The following is a 24,865-nucleotide window of genomic DNA, read 5'->3' as shown; positions in this document are numbered from 1 at the left end:
CCCGGACCCTGGGTGGCCTCGGCACCCTCGCCCTCGGGCTGGTGGTGCTCGGGGTCGCCATGGCGGTGTCGCTCGGGGTGGGGGCGGTCCCCGTACCCGTTCCGCAGGTGCTGGAGGTCGTCGGCCGGCGGATGCACCTGGGCGACTTCGACGTCGCGCTCTTCCACGACCAGATCGTGTGGCAGCTGCGGATGCCGCGCGTGCTGGGCGCGGCCGCCGTCGGCGCCGCGCTGGCGCTGTGCGGAGCGGTGCTCCAGTCGCTGACCCGCAACGACCTCGCCGACCCCTACCTCCTCGGCATCTCGGGCGGCGCGGCCGTCGGTGCGGTGACGGTCATCGTGCTCGGCGTGCCGTTCGCCGGCCTCGTCGGCTCGGCCGCGGTCGCGGGGGCCGGCTTCGCGGGAGCGCTGGCGGCGCTGCTCGCCGTGCTGCTGCTCGCCGCCGGCCGGTCGGGCAGCCTGCCCCCGACCCGCACGATCCTCGCCGGCGTCGCCGTCGGCCAGGTCTGCGCGGCCTACACCGCCTTCCTCGTCATCGTCAGCGGCGACAGCCAGGCCGCGCGCCGGGTGCTGTCGTGGACCCTCGGCTCCGTCGCGGGGCTGCGGTGGGAGTCGTCGGTGTTCCTCGCCGTCGTCGCGCTCGTCGCCACGGTCGGCATCGTCGCCCTGGCCGACCAGCTCGACGCCTTCGCGTTCGGCGAGGTGTCCGCCCGCTCGCTCGGCGTCGACGTGACCCGGCTGCGCTGGTTGCTGCTCGTCGGCACGGCCCTGGTCACCGCCTGCCTGGTGGCGTACGCCGGCCTGATCGGCTTCGTCGGCCTGGTCGTGCCGCACATGGTGCGGCTCGTCACCGGTCCCGGCCACCGACTGCTGCTGCCGATGTGCGCTGTCGTCGGCGCGATCACGCTCGTGCTCGCCGACACTGTCGCCCGGTCGGTCGTCGAGGGGCAGGAGGTGCCGCTCGGGGTCGTCACCGGCGTCGTCGGGGCGCCGTTCTTCGCCTGGCTCCTGCGCCGCGGGGGGCACCATGCCTGACGCGCACGGCGTACGCCTCGAGGTGCGCGGCGCGGCCTGGCGGGCCGGCGGCCGCGAGATCGTCCGCGACATCGACCTCGTCTGCGAGCCCGGCACGGTGACGGGCCTGCTCGGGCCCAACGGGTCGGGCAAGACCACGCTGATCAACCTCGTCGCGGGCCAGACCCGACCGGCCGCGGGCGACGTGCTGCTCGACGGCCGCAACCTCCACGCCCTGCCGCCGCGCGAGCGGGCCCGGCTGGTGGGGCTGGTCGAGCAGCAGGCGGCGACGACGCTCGACCTCACCGTGCGGCAGGTCGTCGAGCTCGGCCGGATCCCGCACCGCACCGGGCGTCTCGCTGTCTTCGACACCCCGCCGGGCGAGCGCGAGGCGGTCGACGAGGCGCTGCGCTTCGCCGACGTCGCCGAGCTGGCCGACCGCAGCTGGCAGACGCTGTCGGGCGGTGAGCGCCAACGCACCCAGCTGGCCCGCGCGGTGGCCCAGCGCCCCGCCGTGCTGCTCCTCGACGAGCCCACCAACCACCTCGACCTCGGCCACCAGCTCGACTTCCTCGACCGCGTCCGCGGGCTCGGCCTCACCACCGTCGCCGCGCTGCACGACCTCGAGCTGGCCGCCGCCTACTGCGACCGGCTCGCGGTCCTCGACGCCGGTCGGCTGGTCGCCGCCGGCCCGGTGCACGAGGTGCTCACCTCGGCGTTGATCGCGGACGTCTACGGCGTCGACGCCACCGTCGAGCCGCACCCGGTCCACGACCGGCCGCACGTGCGCTGGAACGGACCCCGGCGGGAGGTGCGCGTGTGAGCGCCCACGACCTGCTCGTCGGGATGTCGGTCCTCGAGGTCGCCGAGCACGCACGCCTGGCCGCCGCGGCGAGCCGCCTCGGCGGCAGCGTCGGCTACCTCCAGCTCGGCGACCCGTCCCTCTCCGCCGAGCTCACCCGGCTGGCCGACGCCGGCGCGACGACGATCTCGCTGGCCGGCGTCAGCCTCGGCCCGCACGCCCCGGCGCAGTCCTGGCTGCGTCGGGTGGCCGGTCACTGGTGGCGCGAGCGCGACGGCGTACGCCCCGACGTGCGGGTCGCCACCGCGGTGCTGCGCAACGACCTCGACGGCCACGACGCGGCCACGCTGCGCGGCATCCTCGACCTCGCCCGTCCGATCACCGGGAGCGAGGCGGCGCTGGCGTCGTCCGCGTGGGACGCCGTCCCCGGCCACCGGCACCAGGTGCTGGTGTGCCGCGGGCCTCGCTGCACCGCCGCCGGCTCCGACCGGACGGCGACGGCGCTCGGCCGGCTCCTCGCAGAGCACGGCCTCGGCGACGACGACGTGCTCATCACCCAGACCGGCTGCCAGTTCCCCTGCAACCACGCACCCGTCGTCAGCATCCAGCCCGACGACGTCTGGTACGGCGGCGTGGACGCCGCCGTCGCCGAGGACCTCGTCGCCCAGCACCTCGTCCGCGGGACCCCCGTCGACGGCCACCGGCTCGCCCGCACCCGCGCAGCGGCCACCACGCCCGACCACCACCCCGACCACCACCCCGACCACCGCACCGCCCGTCACCCCGGAGGACCCGTCATGACCCGGATCGCGCTCCTGTCCACGTCCGACACCGACCTGCTCAGCGCGCGGGCGTCGGGTGCCGACTACGTCCTCGCCAACCCGGCGCGGCCCGGCCACCAGTCGATGGCCGAGGTGATCGAGGGCTGCGACCTCGTCGTCGGCCGGCTGCTCGGCTCGCCGCAGGACCTCTGCTCCGGCTTCACCCGCGTCGCCGCGACCGGCATGCCCGCCGTCGTCCTCGGAGGCGAGCAGACCCCGAGCGCCGAGCTGATGGAGCTGTCGTCGGTGCCGATCGGCGTCGCCGCCGAGGCCCACCGCTACCTCGCCGAGGGCGGCCCGGACAACCTCGCCCAGCTGCACGCCTTCCTCTCCGACACCGTGCTGCTGACCGGCGAGGGGTTCGCGCCGCCGGCGGTGCTGCCGCAGTGGGGGTTCGCGGAGCGGCCGGCGGTCGACGAGGACCTGCCGCGGATCGGGGTCCTCTACTACCGGGCGCACGAGGCGAGCGGCAACACCGCCTTCGCGCACGCCCTCGCCGACGCGGTGGACGCGACCGGCCACGCGGTCGGCGTACCCATCTTCGTCGGCTCGCTCCGCTCCGCGCCCGACGAGCTCTACGAGGCGTTCGGCACGCTGGACGCGCTGATCGTGACCGTCCTCGCGGCCGGCGGCAGCGTACCGTCGAGCGCCAGCGCCGGCGGGGACGACGAGTCGTGGGACGTGGCGCGGATGTCGGCGCTCGACATCCCGATCATCCAGGGCCTGTGCCTCACCTCGAGCCGCGCCGAGTGGGAGGCCTCCGACGACGGCGTCAGCCCGCTCGACTCGGCGACGCAGATCGCCATCCCGGAGTTCGACGGCCGCATCATCACCGCGCCGTTCTCCTTCAAGGAGGTCGACGCCGACGGGCTGCCGCACTACGTCGCCGACCCCGAGCGCTGCGCCCGCGTCGCCGGCATCGCGGTGCGGCACGCGCGCCTGCGGACGACCCCGAACGCCGAGAAGAGGCTCGCCCTCGTGCTCTCGGCCTACCCCACCAAGCACGCCCGCATCGGCAACGCCGTCGGCCTCGACACCCCGGTCTCGACCATCCGGCTGCTCCAGCGGCTGCGGGCGGAGGGGTACGACCTGGGGTCGGGGAACGTGGTGACGGACATCCTGGGCCGGGACGCGAGCGACACCGAGAAGGGGGACGCGCTGATCCACGCGCTCATCGCCGCCGGCGGCCAGGACGAGGAGTGGCTGACCCACGCGCAGCTGACGGACGCGCACGTGCGGATCACGCCGGAGCAGTACGCCGCCTGGACCCGCGACCTCCCGCAGGACCTCCGCGACGCGATGGTGGAGGCGTGGGGGCCGGGCGTCGGGTCGCTCTTCGTCAACGACGCGGGCGAGCTCGTCCTCGCCACGGTGCGGGCCGGCAACGTCGTCCTGCTCATCCAGCCGCCGCGCGGCTTCGGCGAGAACCCGATCGCGATCTACCACGACCCGGACCTCGCGCCGACGCACCACTACCTCGCCGCCTACCGCTGGCTGGGCAGTGCTGTCGAGGAGGGGGGCTTCCAGGCCGACGCCGTGGTCCACCTCGGCAAGCACGGCTCGCTGGAGTGGCTGCCCGGCAAGAACGCCGCGCTGTCGGCGAGCTGCGGCACCGACGCGGCGCTCGGCGACCTGCCGCTGGTCTACCCGTTCCTCGTCAACGACCCGGGCGAGGGCGCGCAGGCCAAGCGCCGCGCGCACGCCACGATCGTCGACCACCTCGTGCCGCCGATGGCCCGCGCGGAGTCGTACGGCGACATCGCCCGCCTCGAGCAGCTCCTCGACGAGCACGCCAACATCGCCGCGATGGACCCGGCCAAGCTGCCGGCGATCCGCGGCGAGATCTGGCAGCTCATGCACGCCGCGGAGATGCACCGCGACCTGGGGCTGGAGGAGCAGCCGGACGCCGAGGAGTTCGACGACTTCATCATGCACGTGGACGGGTGGCTCTGCGAGATCAAGGACGCGCAGATCCGCGACGGGCTGCACGTGCTCGGCGAGGCGCCCGCCGGCGAGGCGCGGGTCAACCTCGTGCTCGCGATCATGCGGGCGGCGCAGGTGTTCGGCGGGCAGGCCCAGGCGGTGCCGGGGCTGCGGGCGGCGCTCGGCCTGGGTCTCGATATGCCGTCGCTCGTTCCTCGCGACGGCTACTCGACCACCGAGGGAACGGCCGAGGTGGACCGGGTCGAGGCGATCGCGCGTGACCTCGTCGAGCAGATGGACAAGGCCGACTGGGACCCCGCCCGCGCGGCCGAGCTCCACGACGACCCCGAGGTCCAGCGGGTGCTGGAGTTCGCGGCGACCCAGGTCGTGCCGCGGCTGGCGCGCACGACCGACGAGCTCGACGCCGTGGTGCACGCGCTCGACGGCGGGTTCGTCGCGGCCGGCCCGTCCGGCTCGCCGCTGCGCGGGCTGGTCAACGTGCTGCCGACGGGCCGCAACTTCTACACCGTCGACCCGCGCGCGGTCCCCTCCCGCCTCGCGTGGCAGACCGGCCACGCGATGGCCGAGTCGCTCGTGGCGAAGTACCTCGACGAGACCGGCACCTACCCGCAGTCCGTCGGCCTGTCGGTGTGGGGCACGAGCGCGATGCGCACCAGCGGTGACGACATCGCCGAGGTGCTCGCCCTGCTCGGCGTGCGGCCGGTGTGGGACGAGGCCTCGCGCCGGGTCAACGACCTGCAGGTCGTCCCGCTCGACGAGCTCGGCCGGCCGCGCATCGACGTCACGGTCCGGATCTCCGGCTTCTTCCGCGACGCCTTCCCGCACGTGGTCGCGATGCTCGACGACGCCGTACGCCTCGTGGCCGGCCTCGAGGAGCCCGACGAGCACAACTACGTCCGCGCCCACGCGCGCGCCGACCTGGCCGAGCACGGCGACGAGCGGCGCTCGACCACCCGGATCTTCGGGTCCAAGCCCGGGTCGTACGGCGCCGGGATCCTGCAGGTCGTCGAGTCCGGCAACTGGCGCAGCGACCAGGACCTCGCCGAGGTCTACACGACCTGGGGCGGCTTCGCCTACGGCCGCGACCTCGACGGGGCGCCGGCCGCCGACGACATGCGCGCCAACTACCGGCGGATCAAGGTGGCGGCGAAGAACATCGACACCCGCGAGCACGACATCGCCGACAGCGACGACTACTTCCAGTACCACGGCGGCATGGTCGCCACGGTCCGCGCGCTGACCGGCAGTGACCCCAAGGCCTACGTCGGCGACTCGACGACGCCGGACGCGGTGCGCACCCGCACGCTGCAGGAGGAGACCAACCGCGTCTTCCGGGCGCGCGTGGTCAACCCGCGCTGGATCGCCGCGATGCAGCGCCACGGCTACAAGGGAGCCTTCGAGCTCGCCGCGACCGTCGACTACCTGTTCGGGTTCGACGCCACGACGGGGGTCGTGCACGACTGGATGTACGAGACGCTGGCCAAGGAGTACGTCCTCGACGAGACCAACCAGCAGTTCCTGCGCACCTCCAACCCGTGGGCGCTGCGTGGCATCGTCGAGCGGCTCCACGAGGCCGCCGAGCGCGGGCTGTGGGAGTCGCCCGACGCCGACGTGATGGCGGCGCTGCAGCAGGTCTACCTCGACGTCGAGGGCGAGCTGGAGGACCGGTGATCGAGGCGGGACCGGCCGTGCGGGTCAGGATCGTCGGCATCGGCTGCCACCCCGGGCAGTTGACGGCCGAGGCCCGCGAAGCCATCGCGGGGTGCGACTACGTCATCGCCGCCGACAAGGGCCCGGGTGATCCCCTGCTCGCGCTGCGCCGCGCGGTCTGCGAGGACGTCGGCGTCGAGCTGGTCGCCGTCCCCGACCCGCCGCGCGACCGCGACGCGGGCCTCGACGGCGCCGGCTACGACGGCGCGGTCCTCGACTGGCACGACGCCCGCGCGGCGGCGTACGGATCGGTGATCGCGCAGCGGCCCGGCACGGTCGGCCTCCTGGTGTGGGGCGACCCGGCGTTCTACGACTCGACGATCCGCGTGGTCGACCGCGTGGTCGACCGCCTGGTCGACCGCCTGGGCGTGGCGTACGACGTCGTGCCCGGCATCTCCGCGCTCTCGCTCCTCGCCGCCCGGCACCGGGTCGTGCTCCACGAGGTCGGCCGGCCGGTGCTGGTGACGACCGGGCGCCGGCTCGCCGACGAGGTCGCCGCCGGCCACGACAACCTCGTCGTGATGCTGGACGGCCGGCTGCAGGCAACGTTGCTTCCAGCGGAGGAGGGCGAGTGGGACATCTGGTGGGGCGCCAACCTCGGCAGCCCCCACGAGGAGCTCGTCGCCGGCCGGCTCGGCGAGGTCGTCGAGGAGGTCCGGGCGGCTCGCGCGCGGGCGAAGGACGCCGACGGCTGGGTGATGGACACCTACCTCCTCCGGCGCGCTGACACCATGCGACGTCCCCAGAGTTGAGGGGAATCGACTCAACTTCTGGCGCGTTGGACGAGGTGGGACCACAGTGGTCCCCACCACGCACACAGAGGAGATGAGTTGAGCCAGTTCGGTGCCGAGAAGTTCACCACCCGCAGCCGCGAGGTCATCGAGGCTGCCCAGCTCGCCGCCACCACCGGCGGCAACACCAACACCGAGCCGATCCACCTGCTCGTCGCCCTGCTCCAGCAGGAGGACGGCGCGACCCGCAGCCTCGTCCAGAAGGCAGGCGTCGACGCCGCCGACCTGCTGGCGAAGGCCGTCCGGGTGCAGCGCGCCCTGCCCAGCGCCACCGGCTCGACCGTCCAGCAACCGAGCGCCTCGGCGGCGCTGACCCGCGTCCTCGCCTCGTCGCTCGACCTGGCCGGCTCGATGCGCGACGACTACGTCGCCACCGACCACCTGCTCGTGGCCCTCGCCACCGTCGAGTCCTCGGCCCAGAAGGTCCTGACCGACGCCGGTCTCGACGCGGCCGGCCTGCGCGAGGCGATCACGGCCGTCCGCGGCAACCGCCGGGTGACCAGCGAGAGCGCCGAGGCGTCGTACGAGTCGCTGGAGAAGTACAGCGTCGACCTCACCCGGGCAGCGGAGGACGGGCGCCTCGACCCCGTGATCGGCCGCGACGCCGAGATCCGACGGGTGGTCCAGGTCCTCTCGCGGCGCACCAAGAACAACCCCGTGCTCATCGGCGAGCCGGGCGTCGGCAAGACCGCCGTCGTCGAGGGCCTCGCCCAGCGCGTCGTCGCCGGTGACGTCCCCGACTCCCTCAAGGGTCGTCGCGTGCTGTCGCTCGACCTGGCCGCGATGGTGGCCGGCGCGAAGTACCGCGGCGAGTTCGAGGAGCGGCTCAAGGCCGTGCTCGAGGAGATCAAGGACGCCGGCGGGCAGGTCATCACGTTCATCGACGAGCTGCACACGGTCGTCGGCGCGGGCGCCGGCGGCGACTCCGCGATGGACGCCGGCAACATGCTCAAGCCGATGCTCGCGCGCGGCGAGCTGCACATGATCGGCGCGACCACGCTCGACGAGTACCGCGAGCGGATCGAGAAGGACCCCGCCCTCGAGCGCCGCTTCCAGCAGGTCTTCGTCGGCGAGCCCACCGTCGAGGACACCATCCAGATCCTGCGCGGCATCCAGGAGAAGTACGAGGCGCACCACGGCGTGCGCATCACCGACGCCGCGCTCGTCGCCGCCGCGACGCTGTCCGACCGCTACATCACCGGCCGCCAGCTGCCCGACAAGGCGATCGACCTCATCGACGAGGCCGCCTCGCGGCTGCGGATGGAGCACGAGTCCTCCCCGGAGGAGATCGACGTGCTGCGCCGCCAGGTCGACCGGCTCAAGATGGAGCAGTTCGCGCTCGAGAAGGAGACCGACCCCGCGTCGGTCGAGCGGCTCGAGGTGCTGCAGAAGGACCTCGCCGACCGCGAGGAGGAGCTGCGCGGCCTCGAGGCCCGCTGGGAGCGCGAGAAGGACCAGCTCCAGGGCGAGGGCGAGCTGCGCCGCCAGCTCGACCAGCTCAAGATCGAGGCCGAGAAGAAGCTGCGCGAGGGCGACCTCGCCGGCGCCAGCGAGATCCAGTACGGCCGCATCCCCGAGCTCGAGAAGCAGATCGCCGAGGTGGAGAAGGCCGAGCAGCTCGACCTCGAGCCGCTGGTCGGCGAGGAGGTCGGTGCCGAGCAGATCGCCGACGTCGTCGAGGCCTGGACCGGCATCCCGACCGGCAGGATGCTGCAGGGCGAGACCGCCAAGCTGCTCGAGATGGAGCAGGTGATCGGTGAGCGCCTCATCGGCCAGCGCGAGGCCGTGACCGCGGTCAGCGACGCCGTACGCCGCTCGCGGGCCGGGATCTCCGACCCCAACCGGCCGACCGGGTCGTTCCTCTTCCTCGGCCCGACCGGCACCGGCAAGACCGAGCTGGCCAAGTCGCTCGCCGACTTCCTCTTCGACGACGAGCGGGCGATCGTCCGCATCGACATGAGCGAGTACAGCGAGAAGCACTCGGTCTCGCGGCTCGTCGGTGCGCCGCCCGGCTACGTCGGCTACGACGAGGGCGGCCAGCTCACCGAGGCCGTGCGGCGCCGGCCCTACAGCGTGGTGCTGCTCGACGAGGTCGAGAAAGCACACCCGGAGGTCTTCGACATCCTGCTGCAGGTGCTCGACGACGGCCGGCTCACCGACGGCCAGGGCCGCACGGTCGACTTCCGCAACACCCTGCTGATCCTGACCTCCAACCTCGGCTCGAACTTCTTGGTCGACCCGCTCATGGAGCCGGAGGTCAAGAAGGAGTCGGTGATGGGCGTGGTCCGGGCGCACTTCAAGCCCGAGTTCCTCAACCGGCTCGACGAGGTCGTCCTGTTCGACGCGCTCACCAAGGACGACCTGGCCCACATCGTCGACCTCCAGCTCACGCTGCTCGAGAAGCGGCTCGCCGTGCGGCGGATCAACATCTCGGTGACCGACGCGGCACGCGCCTGGCTGGCCGAGATCGGCTACGACCCGGCGTACGGCGCCCGGCCGCTGCGCCGGCTGATCCAGTCGGCGATCGGCGACCCGCTCGCTCGGAAGCTGATCGGCGGCGAGGTCACCGACGGCGGCTCGGTCACCGTCGACGCCGGACCCGACGGGCTAGTCCTCGCCTAGGCGGGGGTGACGACGACCTTGCCGCGCAGCCGGCCGGCGGCCGCCCGGGCGTGCACCGCGGGAAGGTCCTCGAGGGCCACCCTCTGGTCGACGTCGACCAGCAGCTCGCCGCGGTCCACCCGGGCCACCAGGCCGGCGAGCTGCTCGGCGTCGCTGCGGACGTAGAGGTCGATGCCGCGCACGCCACGAGACTCGTCGCTCGGCGCGGGCATCCAGACGGTCGTGTTGACCACGACCCCGCCGTCGGCGACGAGGGTGGCGAGGTCGGCGAGCTGCTCCGGCGTGACCGGCGCGAGGTTGAGCAGGACGTCGACGGGCTCGGTCACCGCGGAGCGTACGTCCGTGCTGGTGTGGTCGACGACCTGATCCGCGCCGAGGGCGAGGAGGTGGTCGCGGACGTCGCTGCCCCCGGTGGCGACGACGTGGGCCGACGCGGCCGCGGCGAGCTGGACGGCATAGCGCCCGACCGCACCGCCGGCGCCGTTGACCAGGATGCGCTGCCCGGACTGGAGGGCGGCGTGCTCGTGCACGGCCTGCCACGCGGTCAGGCCGACCACGGGCAGCGCGGCGGCGTCGGCGAGCGGGATCGTGGTCGGCGCCGCGGTCAGGCTCTCGGCGTCGACCACGACGTGCTCGGCCGAGGCGCCGTCGACGACGAAGGGCAGGAAGCCGATCACGCGGTCGCCGACCCGGAGGTCGGTGACGCCGTCGCCGAGCTGGTCGACGGTGCCCGCGACGTCGAGGCCGGGGGTGTGCGGGAGGGTCAGCGGCATCGGGCCCTGCATGTTGCCCGCGCGGATGTTGGCGTCGACGCCGTTGAACGACGTGCCCGCGACGCGGACCCGCACCTGGTCGGGGCCGGGCTCCGGGAGCTCGACCTCCTCGAGGCGCAGGACGTCGGCGTCGCCGTACTGGTGGAAGCGGATGGCCTTCATGGTCGTGTCCTTCTCTGGAGGGGATGTGCTTCGAGTTCGAAGCACATGGTCAACGGTAGCAATGCTTTGAACTCAAAGCAAGTGCTTCGAAGGTGAAGCATCGCTAGGATAGGTGCATGCCCGACTCCTCCTCGTCCCTCGACTCCGAGCAGCTCAGCGCCTACTTCGCCCTGATGGACGTGGCCGGGTTGCTCAAGCACGCCGTCGAGCAGCAGCTGCGCGAGGAGGGCGACCTGAGCTACGTGCAGTTCCAGCTGCTGGCCCGGCTGGCGCTGAACTCGCCCACCGGCAGCGAGCGGATGACCGACCTCGCCGACGGCGTGGTCTACAGCCGCAGCGGCCTGACCTACCAGGCCGGACTCCTCGAGAAGGCGGGCCTCGTCAGCCGTGCGCCCTCGGCCGACGACGAGCGGAGCGTGACCGTCACGGTGACCGACGCCGGCCGCGAGGTGATCGCGCGCGTCATCCCCGGCCACGTCGAGGTGCTGCGCCAGCAGCTCTTCTCGCCGCTGTCGGGCGCCGACACGCGGCGCCTGCGCGACCTGCTGGTGCCGGTGCGCGACCACATGCGGGCGGCGCCGCCCCGCTCCGCGGGCCCGCGTCGCCGGCGCTGACCGTCGTAGACGCTCGGACCCCCGTCCCTCAGCCGTCACTCAGCCGGCTGGGGGATGCTGTCCCCCGTGAGCACGTCGACCGTCGACAAGCGCCCGTGGTGGCGGCTGCCCGACACCCCCGTGCCCGGCGGGGTGCCCGACCTCGCCCGCGCGCTGCTGTGGACCGAGCTCGCGATCGTGCTGCTCGTCTCGCTGGGGCGCTCGGCGGTCTACTCGATCGTCAGCATCGTCTCCGCGCTCACCGCGCCCGGCCCGCTGTCCTCGCAGGCGGCCAACCTCAACAACTCGCTGGCCCCCGACCGGCCGTGGCTCGACCTGACCTACCAGCTGCTGCGGATCGGCTTCGCGCTCGTGCCCGTCGCGCTGGCGGCCTACCTGCTGGTGCGCTCGGGCACACGGCTGCGCGAGGTGTGGGCACGCGACGGGGGCTGGGCCACGTGGCGCGACCTCGGTCGCGGCGCCTGGCTCGCGCTGGGCGTGGGCTCGGTCGGCGTCGTGTTCTACCTCGCGACCTTCGCGCTCGGCACCAACCTCACCGTGGTGGCGCAGTCGCTGCCGGGGGAGTGGTGGCAGGTCCCGGTGCTCGTCCTCGCGGCCGCCGAGAACGCGGTGCTCGAGGAGTTCCTCGTCCTCGGCTTCGTGCAGGTCCGGCTGCGCCAGCTCGGCCTCGGCGACTCCGCGGCCATCGGCCTCGCGGCGCTGCTGCGCGGCAGCTACCACCTCTACCAGGGCCTCGGCGGCTTCGTCGGCAACCTCGCGATGGGGCTGCTCTTCGGCTGGCTGTTCCGCCGGTGGGGCCGGGTGCTGCCGTTCGTGGTGGCGCACACCCTGCTCGACGTGGGTGCGTTCGTGGGGTACGCCGCCCTCGCCGGGCGGGTCGACTGGCTGCCGACCCTGTGACCCGCCCGGCGGGGTGCGCGACCAGCACGCCTAGCGGCGGATCTTGACCTTCTTCGACGACCGCTTGGCCTTGTCGTAGCCCTTCGCCTTGACCGTGACCTTGACGGAGATCTTCTTGCCGCGGTCCTTGGCGCGGACGCGGTAGGTCGACTTCTTGGCGCCCTTGATCTTCTTGCCGTTCTTGAGCCACTGGTAGCGGACCTTGACGCTCTTCTTCGACGGCTTGGGCTTCCAGCCCTTCACCGACGCCGAGAGCACACGCCCGGCCCGCGGCAGGCCGCGCAGCTTGGGACGCTTGGTCTTGAAGAGCGCCTTGCCGACCACCACCGGACCGGTGTCCGCGATCGCGGCCGGGTAGTAGGGGGCCGACCCGGTGACCCGCAGGGTCAGCGTGCTGCCGATGTCCCTGCGCTTGAGCCTGAACGTGCCCTCCGTGGCGCCCGCGACGGGCGAGCCGTCGAGGAACCACTGGTAGCCGAGGGTGACGGCCGGGGCCCACGGGGTGGTGCTGGCGGCCGCCTTGCCCTTCCAGCGGGCCTGGCCCGCGATCGACACCGCGCCGGGGTAGATCTGCGACTGCCGGTAGTTGGCGACGGCGCTGATCTGCTCGGCGATGGCCTGGGCGTTGTTGGCGGCGGGCGTGCCCGTGGGGCGGGCGTTGTAGAGCACGGCGGGGTTGGAGAAGTAGCCGATGCGCGTGCAGGTGGGGCAGCTGTTGGCGTAGGCCATCACCGTCGTGAACGCCCCGGCCGCGTCGACGTAGCCGCGGGCGTAGGGCTTGCTGCCGTTGGGCGGTGCGGACGCCGCGGCGTCGTGGTCGGCACTGAGGTTGTGGCCGAGCTCGTGCGCGAAGGTGAGGTTGCCCGTCGCGCACCTGTCGGCCCACACCACCGTCCATGCCGCGCGGTCCGGGTCGTACTGCGGGTTGGTGCCGCCGAGCGAGCCGAGGCCGCAGGTGGTGCCCGAGGGATAGGTGCCGCCGAGCCACAGGCTCACGAGGTCGGCGTGCGTCTCCTCGCGCAGCGCCTGCGCCTCGTCGAAGACGCCGTCGCCGGCGGTGCCGAGGGCGTAGTAGTTCGCGGTGAGCGTGGAGAGCTGCGCCGCGGCGACCTGGCGCGTCCCCACCAGTCGCACCGTGGTGCTGACTCCCGACGCGGCCAGCGCCTGGTTGGTCTGCGTGATGCCGAGGGCGAACTGCGCCTGCATGGCGGGGGCGCCCACCGTGGCGGGCAGGGAGGCGGGATAGACGATGGCGACGTCGATGACCGAGGGGTCGTCGGCGGCCGCGGCCGGATGCACCCTGCCGCGCCGCTCGGACCCTGCGTGCTCGTGCTCGTGCCCGTGCTGGTCCTCGGGACGCACCGCGTCGTCGCCGGCTGCGGTGGTGGCGGCGATCTCGACGGCCTCGTAGCCGCCGTCGCGCGTGCTGCTCACCTCGAACGAGCCGTCCTCGGCGGACGCGAGGCTGACGTGGAAGACGCCTCCGGCCTCGACGGCGCTGAACGTGCCGGTCGTGCCGACGAGCGTCCCGGTCCACGACGTGATGCCGTCGACGGTGGTCCGCTCCCCGATCTCCGCGGTGACGCTGGTGTCGTCGAAGAGGTCGAGGGTCAGGCGGTCGTCGGCGCGGGTGCCGGCGAGCGCGGCGGGGTCGAGCTCGACGGCGCGTGAGCGCTCACCGGAGCCTCCGGCCTTCGTGGTCGCCGACGCCGCCTCGAGCAGCTCGACGGGACGGTCGCGCTCGGCGGGCGAGGCGACGGCCGTGGGCAGCGGTGCGGCGGTGGCCGCCAGCGCGATGGTGCAGAGGCCGGCTATTCCGACCATGGTGTGGGTCCTGGGCATGGGTGAGGTCCCCCTTCTCTCGACCCCTACCTGCCCTCAGCGGCGCCGCGCAAACCTCTGGAGCAGTCCGCCCGCCCACAAGGCCCACAGCACGAGCAACGGCTGGAAGAACAGCCGCACGAGCCGAGCGCGGTCGGTGTCGAGCCCGAACGCGTCGGTGCCCTCGACGTACTGCGCGACGTTGCCGGGGAAGATCGCCACGAAGAACGCCGCCAGCAGCGCGCCCACGGTGCGGCGCTGTCGCGGCGGGGCGACGAAGGCGCTGCCGAGCGCGATCTCGACGACCCCCGACGCGAGGACGGTGAGGTCCTCGTCGACCGGGAACCAGCCCGGCACCTGGGCGCGGAACTCCTCGCGCTGGGTGGTCAGGTGGAGCACCCCCGCGCCGACCATCGCCCAGCCGAGCAGGACACGTCCGATGGTCTGCGCCTTCATGCCCACCAGCCTAGGGCGGCGGGAGCAGGGCGCCCGGGTTCATCAGGCCGTCGGGGTCCAGCGCCCGCTTGACCGCCCGCATCAGGTCGACCTCGACCTCGGACTTGTACGACGCCGCGGCCGCCGCCTTCGCCCGACCGAGGCCGTGCTCGGCGCTGATGGAGCCGTTGGCGGCCGCCACGGAGTCGTAGATCGCCGTGGACAGGTCAGCGGCCGCGGCCCGGAGGTCCGCGTCGCCGCCCCGACCGTCGGTGGATGCGGGGGAGGAGGCGGGGGCGCTCAGGTTGTAGTGCAGGTTGCCGTCGCCGACGTGGCCGTAGGTCACCGGCCGGACGCCGGGGAGCACGCCCGCCACCCGCGGGCCGATCTCGTCGACCCAGTCCGCGAGCCGCGCGATCGGCAGGGTGACGTCCTGCTTGAGGGTGGCGCCCTCCACCTTCTGCGCCTCGGAGATGCCCTCGCGCAGCGCCCAGAGCGCCGAGCGCCGGACGGGGCTGCTCGCCACGGCCGCGTCCGTGGCGAGGTCCGCCTCGACCGCGTCGCCGAGGATCGCCTCGAGGGAGTCGTCGAGCCCGTCGTCGGTCGCCGTCCCGGCGAGCTCGACGAGGACGTACCAGTCGCTCGGCTCGGCCAGCGGGTCCGAGGCGCCCGGCAGGTGGGCGAGCACCAGGTCGAGGGCCTGGCGGTTGGCGATCTCGAAGGTGGAGAGGTGCGCCCCGGCGCGCTCCTGCGCGAGGCCGAGCAGCGCCACCGCGGCGGCCACTCCGGGGACCGCGACCCAGGCGGTCGCGTGGCGCGGCGTGGCCGGGAAGAGCCGCAGCACCGCGCCGGCGATGACGCCGAGGGTGCCCTCGGAGCCGATGAACAGCTGGGTGAGGTCGTAGCCGGTGTTGTCCTTGCGCAGCCCGCGCAGGCCGTCCCACACGCGGCCGTCGGGCAGCACGACCTCGAGCCCGAGCACCAGCTCGCGCGTCATGCCGTAGCGCAGCACCGCGGTGCCGCCGGCGTTGGTGGCGAGGTTGCCGCCGATGGTGCAGCTGCCCTCGGAGCCCAGCGACATGGGGAAGAGGCGGCCGGCCCGCTCGGCGGCGGCCTGCACGTCGGCGAGGACGACGCCGGCGTCGACGGTGATGGTGCCGGCGACCGGGTCGACGTCGCGCACCGTGCGCATCCGGCCGAGCGAGAGGACCACCTGGCTGCCCGACGCGTCGGGCACGCCGCCCGCGACGAGCCCGGTGTTGCCGCCCTGCGGCACGACCGGCGCACCCGCCTCGTGGCAGGCGGCCACCACGGCCGCCACCTCGTCGGTCGAGCCGGGCCGCACCACCGCGAGGGCGGCGCCGGCGTGCACGCCCGTCCAGTCCACGACGTACGCCGCCACGTCGTCGGCCGCAGTGAGGACGTGGTCGTCGCCGACGACGTCTCGGAGGCGGTCGAGCAGGTCGGTCACGGGTTCTCCTCGTGGGTCGGGCGGCGGGTGTCGGGTGTCGTCGTGGTGGGGCGCCGGCTCAGCCGAGCACGACGGCGACGAGCAGCGCCACCGGGAGCGAGGCCAGGGTGGTGACCAGGATGGTCTCCCGCGCCACATCCTCGCCCACGCGGTAGCGGGTGGCGTGCAGGAAGATGTTCTGCGCGGTGGGCAGGGCGGCGGTGATGACGACGCCGAGCAGCACCCGCCCGTCGAGGCCGAGCGCGACGCCGACGGCCCACGCGACGACGGGCATGACGGCGAGCTTGAGCGCGCTCGCCAGCAGCACCTCGCCGTTGTGGCCGGCGCGGCCGAGCGGCGGGCTCAGCCTCAGCGCGGCGCCGTACGACATCAGCATGAGCGGGATGGCGGCGCCGGCCATCAGCTCCAGCGGGTCCTCGACGGCCTGCGGGAGCGACCAGCCGGTGAGGGCGAGGACCACGCCGACGACGGCGGAGATGGTGAGCGGGTTGGTGACCAGCCGGCGCAGCGCTGCGCCGACACCCTCGCCGCGGCCGGTGATGCGGTCGAGCACGATGAGGGCGACCGGCTGGACGACCATCATCTGCACGAGCAGCGCCGGCACGACGACGGTGATGTCGCCGACGACGTAGGCCGCCATCGCGATGCCGAGGTTGCCGGCGTTGACGTAGGACGAGGTGAGCGCGCCGATCAGCAGCGGTCCGGTCGACAGCCCCCAGCGCAGCCGTGCGAGGACGACGTACGCCGCGAAGCACGCGGCCAGCGACACCGACGAGGCGACGAGGTTGGCGGCCGCCGCTTCGAGGCGGACCTGGCTGATGGTGACGACCATCAGCGCCGGCGAGGCCACGAAGAACGCGATCTCGCCGAGGGTGCGCTGTGAGCGGCGGTCAAGCACCCCCGCGTGGGCGAGGCCGGCGCCGGCGGCGATCACGACGAGGATCGTGGTGAAGCCGATCAGCAGGTCCATCGGGTGTCCGTCTCCTGCGGGTCGGTCGTCCACGTCGTCTCGCCGGGCATCGGGCGATAGCGAGGTCGTCTTGGACGGGCCGACCCCCGTCCGACAAGGATGGCGGGGTGACGTCCCACAGCGAGCACCAGGTCCGTGTCGTCCAGCTCGGGGGGCTGATGCCCTTCCTGCGCGAGTGGCTCGACGAGCGGTACGCCGCCCCGGAGCTCGCCGACCTCGGCGACCCCGCGGGCGTCGTGGTCGCCGTCGCCGGCGGCGGCGCCCCGGTCGGCGCCGCCGAGATGGACGCCCTGCCCGACCTGCGGGCGGTCGCCAACTTCGGCGTGGGCTACGACAACGTCGACGTCGACGAGGCGCGTCGTCGCGGGATCGCGGTGTCCAACACGCCGGACGTGCTGACCGACGCGGTGGCCGACCTCGCGGCGTTCCTGGTCGTCGACGTGCTGCGCGGCCTCACGGCCGCGGACCGGTTCGTGCGCAGCGGGGCGTGGGCCCGCGGGGAGCGGCTGCCGCTCACCCGGGACGTGCGGGGCGCCGTGGTCGGGGTGCTCGGCCTCGGGCGCATCGGCACCGCCGCGGCCGAGCGGCTGGAGGGGTTCGGCGCCCAGGTCCACTACCACTCGCGCAGCCCCAAGGACGTGGCGTGGACCTACCACCCGAGCCCGGTCGAGCTGGCGGCGGCGAGCGACGTGCTGGTCGTGCTGACGCCCGGCGGTGCCGGCACCGAGGGGCTGGTGGACGCCGCGGTCCTCGACGCGCTCGGCCCGGACGGCTACCTGGTCAACGTCGCCCGCGGGTCGGTGGTGGACGAGGACGCGCTGGTCGCCGCGCTCGCGGCGGGCCGGATCGCCGGCGCCGGCCTCGACGTCTTCGCCGACGAGCCGCACGTGCCGGAGGCGCTGCTGGGCCGCGACGACGTGGTGCTGCTGCCCCACGTCGGCAGCGCGACGGTCCAGACCCGCGAGGCGATGGGCCGGCTCGTGCTCGACAACGTCGACGCCTTCCTCGGCCGGGGCGAGCTCGTCACGCCGGTCCCCGACTGACACGGCGACCTCCTGGGACGGGTTGACGAAGTTGTAGGACGAGTTGCACACTCATCATACAAGTTCGTGACGACCCGAGGAAGCCCCATGTCGCAGACCGCCACCACGCCCGCCGCCGCCGCTCCCACCGCCGCCCCGACCGCCCCGGCGAGCACCGGCGACCGCATCCGCAGCATCACGCTGTCGCACGTCGTGCTGCCGCTGCCCAATCCCGTCAGCGACGCCAAGGTGCTCACCGGCCGGCAGAAGCCGCTCACCGAGACGGTCATGCTGTTCGTCGAGCTCGCCACCGAGCAGGGGCTCGAGGGCATGGGGTTCAGCTACTCCAAGCGCGCCGGCGGCAAGGCGCAGTACGCCCACCTCAAGGAGGTCATGGACGTCGCGATCGGCCAGGACCCGAGCGACATAGCCAAGATCTACGAGTCGCTGATGTGGGCCGGCGCCTCGGTCGGTCGCTCGGGTGTCGCCACCCAGGCGGTCGCCGCCCTCGACGTCGCTCTCTACGACCTCAAGGCCCGCCGCGCCGGCCTGCCGCTGGCCAAGCTGCTCGGCGCGCACCGCGACTCGTGCCGGGTCTACAACACCTCCGGCGGCTTCCTCCAGGCCTCGGTCGAGGAAATCAAGGAGAAGGCGACGGCGTCGCTCGAGGCGGGCATCGGGGGCATCAAGGTCAAGGTCGGCCAGCCCGACTGGCGCGAGGACCTGCGCCGCGTCACCGCCCTGCGCGAGCACCTCGGCGACGGGGCGTTCATGGTGGACGCCAACCAGCAGTGGGACCGCGCCCGTGCCCGCCGGATGTGCCGCGAGCTGGAGCGGTTCGACCTGGTGTGGATCGAGGAGCCGCTCGACGCGTGGGACCACGTCGGCCACGCCGACCTGTCGCGGACCTTCGACACCCCCATCGCCACCGGCGAGATGCTGACGTCGGTCGACGAGCACATGGGCCTGGTCGACGCCGGCTACCGCGGCATCGTGCAGCCCGACGCCCCGCGCATCGGCGGCATCACGCCGTTCCTCCGCTTCGCCACCCTCGCCGCGCACCACCGCCTCGACCTCGCCCCGCACTACGCGATGGAGATCCACCTGCACCTCGCGGCGACGTACCCGACCGAGCCGTGGGTCGAGCACTTCGAGTGGCTGGACCCGCTGTTCGAGGAGCGCATCGAGATCCGCGACGGCCGCATCTTCGTGCCGGACCGGCCGGGCCTCGGCTTCACGCTGACCGATACGATGCGCTCCCTCACCGTGGACACCGCTACCTTCGGCGCGTGAACACGACCCTCGCGCAGCGCGTGGTGGCCGGGCTCAAGGACAAGATCCTGGCCGGCGACCTGGCCCCCGGCGCGAAGCTGCCGTCGGAGGCCGAGCTCATCGAGGAGTACGCCGTCTCGCGCACCGTGGTGCGCGAGGCGGTGACCCGGCTGCGGGCGGAGGGCCTCGTCGAGACCCAGCAGGGTCGGGGGTCGTTCGTGCTCGCCGTGCCGGAGCCGTCGACGTTCAGCGTCGAGTCGTCCGCGATCCGCACGCACGCCGACGTGATGGCGATGCTCGACTTCCGCATCGGGGTGGAGAGCGAGGCCGCGGCGCTGGCCGCGCGCCACCGCACCGCGGCGGATGCCGAGGCCATCTCGGCGGCCATGGACGGCTTCGTACGGGCGGGCCACGAGGGGGCGGTGGAGGCCGACTTCGCCTTCCACCTCGCGGTCGCGGGGGCGACCCACAACCGGTTCTACGTCGACCTGCTCGGCTCGCTCGGGCCGATGATGATCATGCTGCCCCGCACGCGCCTGCGGGAGGCGTACTCCATGACCGACGCCTCCCACGTCGAGCGCGTCCAGCGCGAGCACGACAACGTCGCCGCCGCGGTGCTGGCCGGCGACGTGGAGACCGCCCGCGCCGCGATGCGGCTGCACCTGGGCAACACTCGCCGCCGCGTCACCTGACCGGGCACTTCGTGCCCGTCCTGCACGCTGACCGGGCACTTCGTGCCCGTCCTGGACGCTGACCGGGCACTTCGTGCCCGTCAGCGGCGGGACTTCTTGCCTCGGGCGACCTCGGTCCCGAGGGCGTCGAGCCTGGTGTCCCAGAAGACCCGGAACTGCTCGACCCAGGCGTCGACCTCCTGCATCCCCGTGGGGTCGACCGAGTAGAGCCGGCGGGCGCCCTCGGCTCGTACGCTCGCGAACCCGTGCTCGCGCAGCACCTTGAGGTGCTGGCTCACCGCCGGCTGGCTGATGCCGAACTCGTCGCGCACCTGAGCGGCCACGTCCCCGGCGCTCGCCTCGCCGGCCGCGAGCAGCTCGAGGATGCGGCGGCGTACGGGATCGCCGAGGACGTCGAAGGCGTGCACGGCTCAGGCCGGCGCCTCGGCGCCGGTGTAGAACGCCGCGGTGCGCGCGGCCGCCGCGCGGGAGGCGTCCGGGTCGTCGGAGACGGCGGCGTCGGCCTCGCCCCACTGCGTCGCCGCGCCGGTCATGAAGGCTTGGCCGTCGGGGGACGCGCCCCAGACCTCGACCTCCTCGTGCGGGATCGAGCTGCCGGTCGCGAGGTGCTCGGCGAGACCCATCAGGCCGAGCTCCCAACCGACACCGACCGCGCCCGGGCCGTACGTCGGCCAGTGCTCGTTGCCGGACACGTCGGCCGCGTGGCGCAGCGTCAGCGTGGCGCCGTCCGGGCTCTCCTCGAGGTGCACGTCGACCCACGTCGTGTCACCGCCGAACTCCCAGGTGATGGCGAGGTGCCGCGGCTGGTCGCAGGCGATCACTTCGCCGCCGGCGTTGCCCTCGACCTGGAAGCGGCCACCGAGTCGCAGGTCGCCCGAGACGGGGGCGAACCAGCGGGGGATCCGTTCGGGGTCAGTCACGGCCTGCCAGAGGTCGTCGACGTCGGTGGGGTAGGTGCGGGAGGCGACCACGACCTTGACGGGCGTGCCCTCGTGGGTGCTGTCCTCGACGGCGCGGGTGGTGGCGCCCAGGTGCTTGGCTACATCGAACATGCGCCCACTGTTTCATGTCGGCCTTATATAAGGCAAGAGCGAAGTTGTGATCCGATTGTCCGGACGGGCACGAACCGCCCGGTCGGCGTGCAGGACCGGCATGAACCGCCCGGTCGGCGGCCAGGACGGGCACGAAGTGCCCGGTCACGTGTAGTGGGGCCGGACTACCAGCGCGAGGTGTTGGGGGTGAAGCCCGGCTCGATCGAGCGCATGTAGACGGTGTCCTCGCGCCGGCGGACGCCGCAGGAGAGGTAGAGCTCGTGCAGCTCGCCGAGGGCGTCGCGGTCGAGCTCGACGCCGAGTCCGGGCCCCGTCGGCACGGCGACCGAGCCGTCCGAGAACGACAGCACCCCGTCCGCCACCACGTCCTGGGTCTTCCACGGGTAGTGGGTGTCGCAGGCGTAGGTGAGGTTCGGCGTCGCCGCCGCGAGGTGGACCATCGCGGCGAGCGAGACGCCGAGGTGGGAGTTGCTGTGCATCGACAGCCCGAGGCCCCACACGTCGGTGATCCCGCCGAGCAGCGCGGACTTCCGCAGCCCGCCCCACAGGTGGTGGTCGGACAGGACCACCTGGACGGCGTGCTGCGCGATCGCGGGCGGCAGGTGCTCCATCGCGATGACGCACATGTTGGTGGCCAGCGGCACGTCGGTGCCGGCAGCGACCGCGGCCATCCCCTCGATGCCCGGCGTCGGGTCCTCGAGGTACTCCACGACACCGGCGAGGCGCGAGGCCACCTCCAACGACGTCTCGACGGTCCACGCGCCGTTGGGGTCGAGCCGCAGCGGCATCTCCGGGAAGGCGTCGCGCAGCGCCTCGATCGCGGCGCACTCCTCCTCCGGGGCGAACACGCCGCCCTTGAGCTTGAGCGAGCCGAAGCCCCAGCCGTCGACCATCCGATGGGCCTGCGCGACGACCTGCTCGGGCGTCAGCGCCTCGCCCCACGCGTCGTGGGCGTGGCCGGGGTGCCCGGCCCACTTGTAGAACAGGTAGCCGCTGAACGGCACCCGCTCGCGCACGGCGCCGCCGAGCAGGTCGCTCACCGGCACGCCGGCCTCGCGGCCCTGCAGGTCGAGGCTCGCGACCTCGAAGGGGGAGTAGACCGTGTCGATGGCGGAGTCGACGTCGAGCATCCCGCCGAACGACGCACCGCCGCCGCCCACCTCGCGGCCGAGCACGTCGGTGACCCGCCGGCGCAGGCCGTGCAGGTCGTACGGGTCGTGGCCGGGCAGCGCGGTCGCGACGGCGTCCAGCCGGGCGAGGTGCGCATCGTCGGCGTAGGTCTCCCCGAGGCCGAGCAGGCCGGAGTCGGTGTGCAGCTCGACGATCGCGCGCAGGGCGTAGGGCTGGTGCACGCCGACGACGTTGAGCAGGGGCGGGTCGCCGAACGCGACGGGGGTGACGACGACCCGGGAGATGCGGCTGCGGCTCACCGGCGCGCTCAGCTCGCGGGCTTCACGGCCAGGATCGGCACGTCGAGGTCGAGCAGGAGGCGCTGCGCGTCGCTGCCGGTGACGAGCTTGCCGACCGGGGAGCGGCGGCGCAGACCGATGACCACGAGCCGGGCGGACGTGGCGGCGACCAGGGCGCGGAACGTCTCGACCAGGTCGTCGCCGTGGTCGGCGTGGTCGACGCGCGCCGTCACGCCGGCCTGCTCGGCACGCGCGACGAGCTCGTCCGCGGCCGTCTCGTCGATGAGCTCGACGTCGACGGTGCTGCGCCGGCGCGGGCTGTTGAGGATGACGACGTCCTCGCCGTGGGCCGCCGCCTCGGCCAGGCCGGCCTCGAGGGCCGCCTCCCCGACGGCGCTGGGAACGTAGCCGATCACGATGGTCATCGCAGGGCGTCCTCTCGGTGGGTGGTCTCGTCCGGGACGGTGGCGGCACGCCGGTGGCGCACGGCCTGGACGACGGGGAACACGGCGGCGACCAGGAACAGCGCGAGGATCGTGCCGGAGATCGGGCGGGTGACGAAGCCGGTCGGGTCGCCCTCGAAGATGAGCAGCGCGCGGCGGACGTTGTTCTCCAGCAGTGCGCCGAGCACGAACGCCAGCACCATCGGGCCGGGCTCGAAGCCGACCTTCTTCATCAGGTAGCCGAGGATCCCGAACGCGATCATCACGAAGATGTCGAAGACCGAGTTGTTGATCGTGTAGACGCCCAGGACCGTGATGAGGGCGGTGATCGGCGCCAGGATCGCGGGTCGCACCCGCAGGATCCGCACGAAGACGCCCACCAGCGGCAGGCTCAGCAGGAGCAGCAGCAGGTTGCCGATGTACATCGAGTTCACCACGCCCCAGAACAGGTCGGGGCGCTCCTCGAGCAGCTGCGGTCCGGGGGTGATGCCGAGGACGAGCAGGGCGGCGAACAGCATGCCCATCGAGGCGTTGGCCGGGATGCCGAGCGTCAGCAGCGGGATGAACGACGACGTCGCGGCGGCGTTGTTGGCGGTCTCCGGCGCGGCGACGCCCTCGATGGCGCCGCGGCCGAACCGCTCGGGCGTCTTCGAGACGCGCTTCTCGGTGGCGTACGCCGCGAGCGAGGCCATCACGGCGCCACCGCCGGGCAGTACGCCGAGGAAGAAGCCGATCACCGAGCCGCGGCCGATGGCGGGGGCCGCCACCCGGAGCTCCTTGCGCGACGGCCAGATGTTGGCGACCGCCGCCGGGACGTGGACCTTCCCGTGCCGCTCCTCGAGGTTGTAGAGGATCTCGCCGACGCCGAAGAGGCCCATCGCGACGACGACGAAGTCGAGGCCGTCGGCGAGCTGGAGGCTGTCGAAGGTGAAGCGCTGCGAGTTGTTGAAGCTGTCGCGCCCGACCGTGGCGAGGAGCAGGCCGATCGAGGCGGCGATCAGCGCCTTGACCGGGTGGCCGCTGCCGATGGTGGCGATCAGCAGCACGCCGAGCAGCGCGAGGGCGGCGTACTCGGCGGGGCCGAAGTCGAGCGCCCAGCCGGCCACGACGGGCGCGGCCAGGCTCAGGGCCACGATGGAGACGGTGGCGCCGACGAAGGAGCCGATCGCGGCGATGCCGAGCGCGGTGCCCGCCTTGCCCTGCTTGGCGAGGGCGAACCCGTCGAAGACCGTGACCACCGACGACGCCTCGCCCGGCAGCCGGAGGAGCACCGAGGTGATCGTCCCGCCGTACTGGGCGCCGTAGTAGATCCCGGCGAGCATGATCACCGCGGCGACCGGGTCGACCGTGACGACGATCGGCAGCAGGATCGCCATCGTGGCGGCCGGGCCGAGGCCGGGGAGCACGCCGATGAGCATGCCGATGAGCACGCCGATCAGGCAGTAGAGCAGGTTGCCGGGCTGGGTGACGACGGCGAAGCCGTCGAGGAACGCGTCCATGTCGGTCCGCCTCTCAGAACAGGTGCGGCAGCGGGATCCGCAGGCCGTAGAGGAACAGGGCGTAGAAGGCGGCGACGGTGCCGAGGGAGACGGCGAGCGTGGAGCGCCACGACTCCCCGCCCAGGAACCGCAGCCACACCACGCACAGCAGGAAGGCCGGGATCTCGAAGCCGAGGGTGGGGATGAGGAAGGCGAGCGCGATGAACGTCGCGACCCCCACCAGCGGCAGCACGCTCGCGCGGCTGAACCGCTCGCTGTCCCTCAGCCCGCGGCCGACGAGCAGCAGCGTGAGCGACAGCACCACGATGACCACCGACACCACCATCGGCCACAGGCCCGGTCCGGGCCGCTCCAGCGACCCGAGCCCGTAGCCCTGGGCGAGCACCGCGCCGAGGAGGCCGATGGCGAGGGTGACCAGCGCGGCGACGACCTGGTACGCCGGTCCTCCCGCGGCCGGTCGGTGCTCCTCGAGCTCGTGGGCGACCTCGGCCTCGAGCTCGGCGAGGATGTCGCCCTCGCCGGCCCGGGGTGTCGTGCGCTCGTCGCTCATCGTCGGTCCTTCTGCGCTGGTGTCGTGATGGTGCGGGTGCGAGCCGGGCGGCCGTGGGCGCCCGGGGGGTGGTCAGC

General features: G+C 73.3%; 21 protein-coding genes. 10 read left to right on the top strand and 11 right to left on the bottom strand.

The features are described 5' to 3' along the window. The first annotated feature begins 59 nt into the window (after positions 1 to 59). From SHK17_RS19000 to clpB, 5 genes are all read left to right on the top strand, one after another. Complete coding sequence (locus tag SHK17_RS19000; protein ID WP_322922057.1) at positions 60 to 1,034, top strand: FecCD family ABC transporter permease; 975 nt, start codon at positions 60 to 62, stop codon at positions 1,032 to 1,034. Next, the gene (locus SHK17_RS18995) at positions 1,027 to 1,836 is read left to right on the top strand and encodes an ABC transporter ATP-binding protein (RefSeq protein ID WP_322920353.1); all 810 of its coding nucleotides are present in this window, start codon (positions 1,027 to 1,029) and stop codon (positions 1,834 to 1,836) included. The genes SHK17_RS19000 and SHK17_RS18995 overlap by 8 nt, the downstream gene beginning before the upstream one ends. Further along, positions 1,833 to 6,251, top strand: a complete 4,419-nt coding sequence (gene cobN / locus SHK17_RS18990; protein WP_322920352.1) for a cobaltochelatase subunit CobN — start codon at positions 1,833 to 1,835, stop codon at positions 6,249 to 6,251. Before SHK17_RS18995 ends, cobN begins: the two co-directional genes overlap by 4 nt. Next, positions 6,248 to 7,042 (top strand): precorrin-6A synthase (deacetylating), encoded by a 795-nt coding sequence (gene cobF, locus SHK17_RS18985; RefSeq protein WP_322920351.1) that lies wholly within the window; start codon positions 6,248 to 6,250, stop codon positions 7,040 to 7,042. Before cobN ends, cobF begins: the two co-directional genes overlap by 4 nt. A gap of 78 nt (positions 7,043 to 7,120) precedes the next feature. Next, positions 7,121 to 9,703 (top strand): ATP-dependent chaperone ClpB, encoded by a 2,583-nt coding sequence (gene clpB / locus SHK17_RS18980; RefSeq protein ID WP_322920350.1) that lies wholly within the window; start codon positions 7,121 to 7,123, stop codon positions 9,701 to 9,703. On the opposite strand, the gene SHK17_RS18975 is transcribed toward clpB, so the two are convergent. Continuing rightward, positions 9,700 to 10,638, bottom strand: coding sequence for an NADP-dependent oxidoreductase (locus SHK17_RS18975; RefSeq protein ID WP_322920349.1), 939 nt, complete (start codon positions 10,636 to 10,638; stop codon positions 9,700 to 9,702). The genes clpB and SHK17_RS18975 overlap by 4 nt on opposite strands. Positions 10,639 to 10,754: 116 nt before the next feature. Between SHK17_RS18975 and SHK17_RS18970 the strand changes: the two genes are divergently transcribed. Together SHK17_RS18970 and SHK17_RS18965 are read left to right on the top strand one after the other, a co-directional pair. After that, positions 10,755 to 11,252, top strand: coding sequence for a MarR family winged helix-turn-helix transcriptional regulator (locus SHK17_RS18970; RefSeq protein ID WP_172267271.1), 498 nt, complete (start codon positions 10,755 to 10,757; stop codon positions 11,250 to 11,252). Positions 11,253 to 11,318: 66 nt separating this feature from the next. Continuing rightward, positions 11,319 to 12,152, top strand: a complete 834-nt coding sequence (locus tag SHK17_RS18965) for a CPBP family intramembrane glutamic endopeptidase (protein ID WP_322423343.1) — start codon at positions 11,319 to 11,321, stop codon at positions 12,150 to 12,152. A 30-nt stretch (positions 12,153 to 12,182) separates the two neighbouring features. Here SHK17_RS18965 and SHK17_RS18960 read toward each other — a convergent pair whose 3' ends face one another. The 4 genes from SHK17_RS18960 to SHK17_RS18945 are packed head-to-tail and all read right to left on the bottom strand — an operon-like array spanning position 12,183 to position 16,849. After that, the gene (locus SHK17_RS18960) at positions 12,183 to 13,976 is read right to left on the bottom strand and encodes a M12 family metallo-peptidase (RefSeq protein ID WP_322920348.1); all 1,794 of its coding nucleotides are present in this window, start codon (positions 13,974 to 13,976) and stop codon (positions 12,183 to 12,185) included. Positions 13,977 to 14,030: 54 nt separating this feature from the next. Then, positions 14,031 to 14,429, bottom strand: coding sequence for a DoxX family protein (locus SHK17_RS18955; RefSeq protein WP_322920347.1), 399 nt, complete (start codon positions 14,427 to 14,429; stop codon positions 14,031 to 14,033). A 10-nt stretch (positions 14,430 to 14,439) separates the two neighbouring features. Further along, on the bottom strand, positions 14,440 to 15,879 hold the full coding sequence (locus SHK17_RS18950) for an FAD-binding oxidoreductase (RefSeq protein WP_322920346.1): 1,440 nt from the start codon (positions 15,877 to 15,879) through the stop codon (positions 14,440 to 14,442). Positions 15,880 to 15,937: 58 nt separating this feature from the next. Beyond that, positions 15,938 to 16,849 carry an AEC family transporter gene (locus tag SHK17_RS18945; protein ID WP_322920345.1) on the bottom strand — a complete coding sequence of 304 codons (912 nt, stop codon included), beginning with the start codon at positions 16,847 to 16,849 and terminating at the stop codon, positions 15,938 to 15,940. 107 nt (positions 16,850 to 16,956) lie between these two features. Here SHK17_RS18945 and SHK17_RS18940 point away from each other — a divergent pair, with 107 nt between their 5' ends. The 3 genes from SHK17_RS18940 to SHK17_RS18930 all read left to right on the top strand — a co-directional run bounded on the left by SHK17_RS18940 (position 16,957) and on the right by SHK17_RS18930 (position 19,835). Beyond that, positions 16,957 to 17,892 carry a 2-hydroxyacid dehydrogenase gene (locus SHK17_RS18940; protein ID WP_322920344.1) on the top strand — a complete coding sequence of 312 codons (936 nt, stop codon included), beginning with the start codon at positions 16,957 to 16,959 and terminating at the stop codon, positions 17,890 to 17,892. A gap of 87 nt (positions 17,893 to 17,979) precedes the next feature. Beyond that, positions 17,980 to 19,164 (top strand): L-talarate/galactarate dehydratase, encoded by a 1,185-nt coding sequence (locus SHK17_RS18935; RefSeq protein WP_322920343.1) that lies wholly within the window; start codon positions 17,980 to 17,982, stop codon positions 19,162 to 19,164. Then, positions 19,161 to 19,835, top strand: coding sequence for a FadR/GntR family transcriptional regulator (locus SHK17_RS18930; protein ID WP_322920342.1), 675 nt, complete (start codon positions 19,161 to 19,163; stop codon positions 19,833 to 19,835). Before SHK17_RS18935 ends, SHK17_RS18930 begins: the two co-directional genes overlap by 4 nt. 80 nt (positions 19,836 to 19,915) lie before the next feature. On the opposite strand, the gene SHK17_RS18925 is transcribed toward SHK17_RS18930, so the two are convergent. From SHK17_RS18925 to SHK17_RS18900, 6 genes are all read right to left on the bottom strand, one after another. Next, entirely contained in the window at positions 19,916 to 20,242 is a 327-nt protein-coding gene (locus tag SHK17_RS18925; protein ID WP_322920341.1) for an ArsR/SmtB family transcription factor, read from the bottom strand. 3 nt (positions 20,243 to 20,245) lie between these two features. After that, positions 20,246 to 20,887 (bottom strand): SRPBCC family protein, encoded by a 642-nt coding sequence (locus SHK17_RS18920; RefSeq protein ID WP_322920340.1) that lies wholly within the window; start codon positions 20,885 to 20,887, stop codon positions 20,246 to 20,248. 164 nt (positions 20,888 to 21,051) lie between these two features. Next, complete coding sequence (locus SHK17_RS18915) at positions 21,052 to 22,317, bottom strand: enolase C-terminal domain-like protein (RefSeq protein ID WP_322920339.1); 1,266 nt, start codon at positions 22,315 to 22,317, stop codon at positions 21,052 to 21,054. Between the two features lie 8 nt (positions 22,318 to 22,325). Beyond that, on the bottom strand, positions 22,326 to 22,721 hold the full coding sequence (locus SHK17_RS18910; RefSeq protein WP_172267238.1) for a universal stress protein: 396 nt from the start codon (positions 22,719 to 22,721) through the stop codon (positions 22,326 to 22,328). Next, complete coding sequence (locus tag SHK17_RS18905; protein WP_172267235.1) at positions 22,718 to 24,238, bottom strand: tripartite tricarboxylate transporter permease; 1,521 nt, start codon at positions 24,236 to 24,238, stop codon at positions 22,718 to 22,720. Before SHK17_RS18905 ends, SHK17_RS18910 begins: the two co-directional genes overlap by 4 nt. A gap of 13 nt (positions 24,239 to 24,251) precedes the next feature. Next, positions 24,252 to 24,788, bottom strand: coding sequence for a tripartite tricarboxylate transporter TctB family protein (locus SHK17_RS18900; protein ID WP_322920338.1), 537 nt, complete (start codon positions 24,786 to 24,788; stop codon positions 24,252 to 24,254). Positions 24,789 to 24,865 lie beyond the last annotated feature (77 nt).

This window comes from Nocardioides renjunii (assembly GCF_034661175.1).
Lineage (GTDB): Bacteria > Actinomycetota > Actinomycetes > Propionibacteriales > Nocardioidaceae > Nocardioides > Nocardioides renjunii.
The sequence above is the reverse complement of the archived record's forward strand: the minus strand, read 5'-3'. Positions and strand labels throughout refer to the sequence as shown.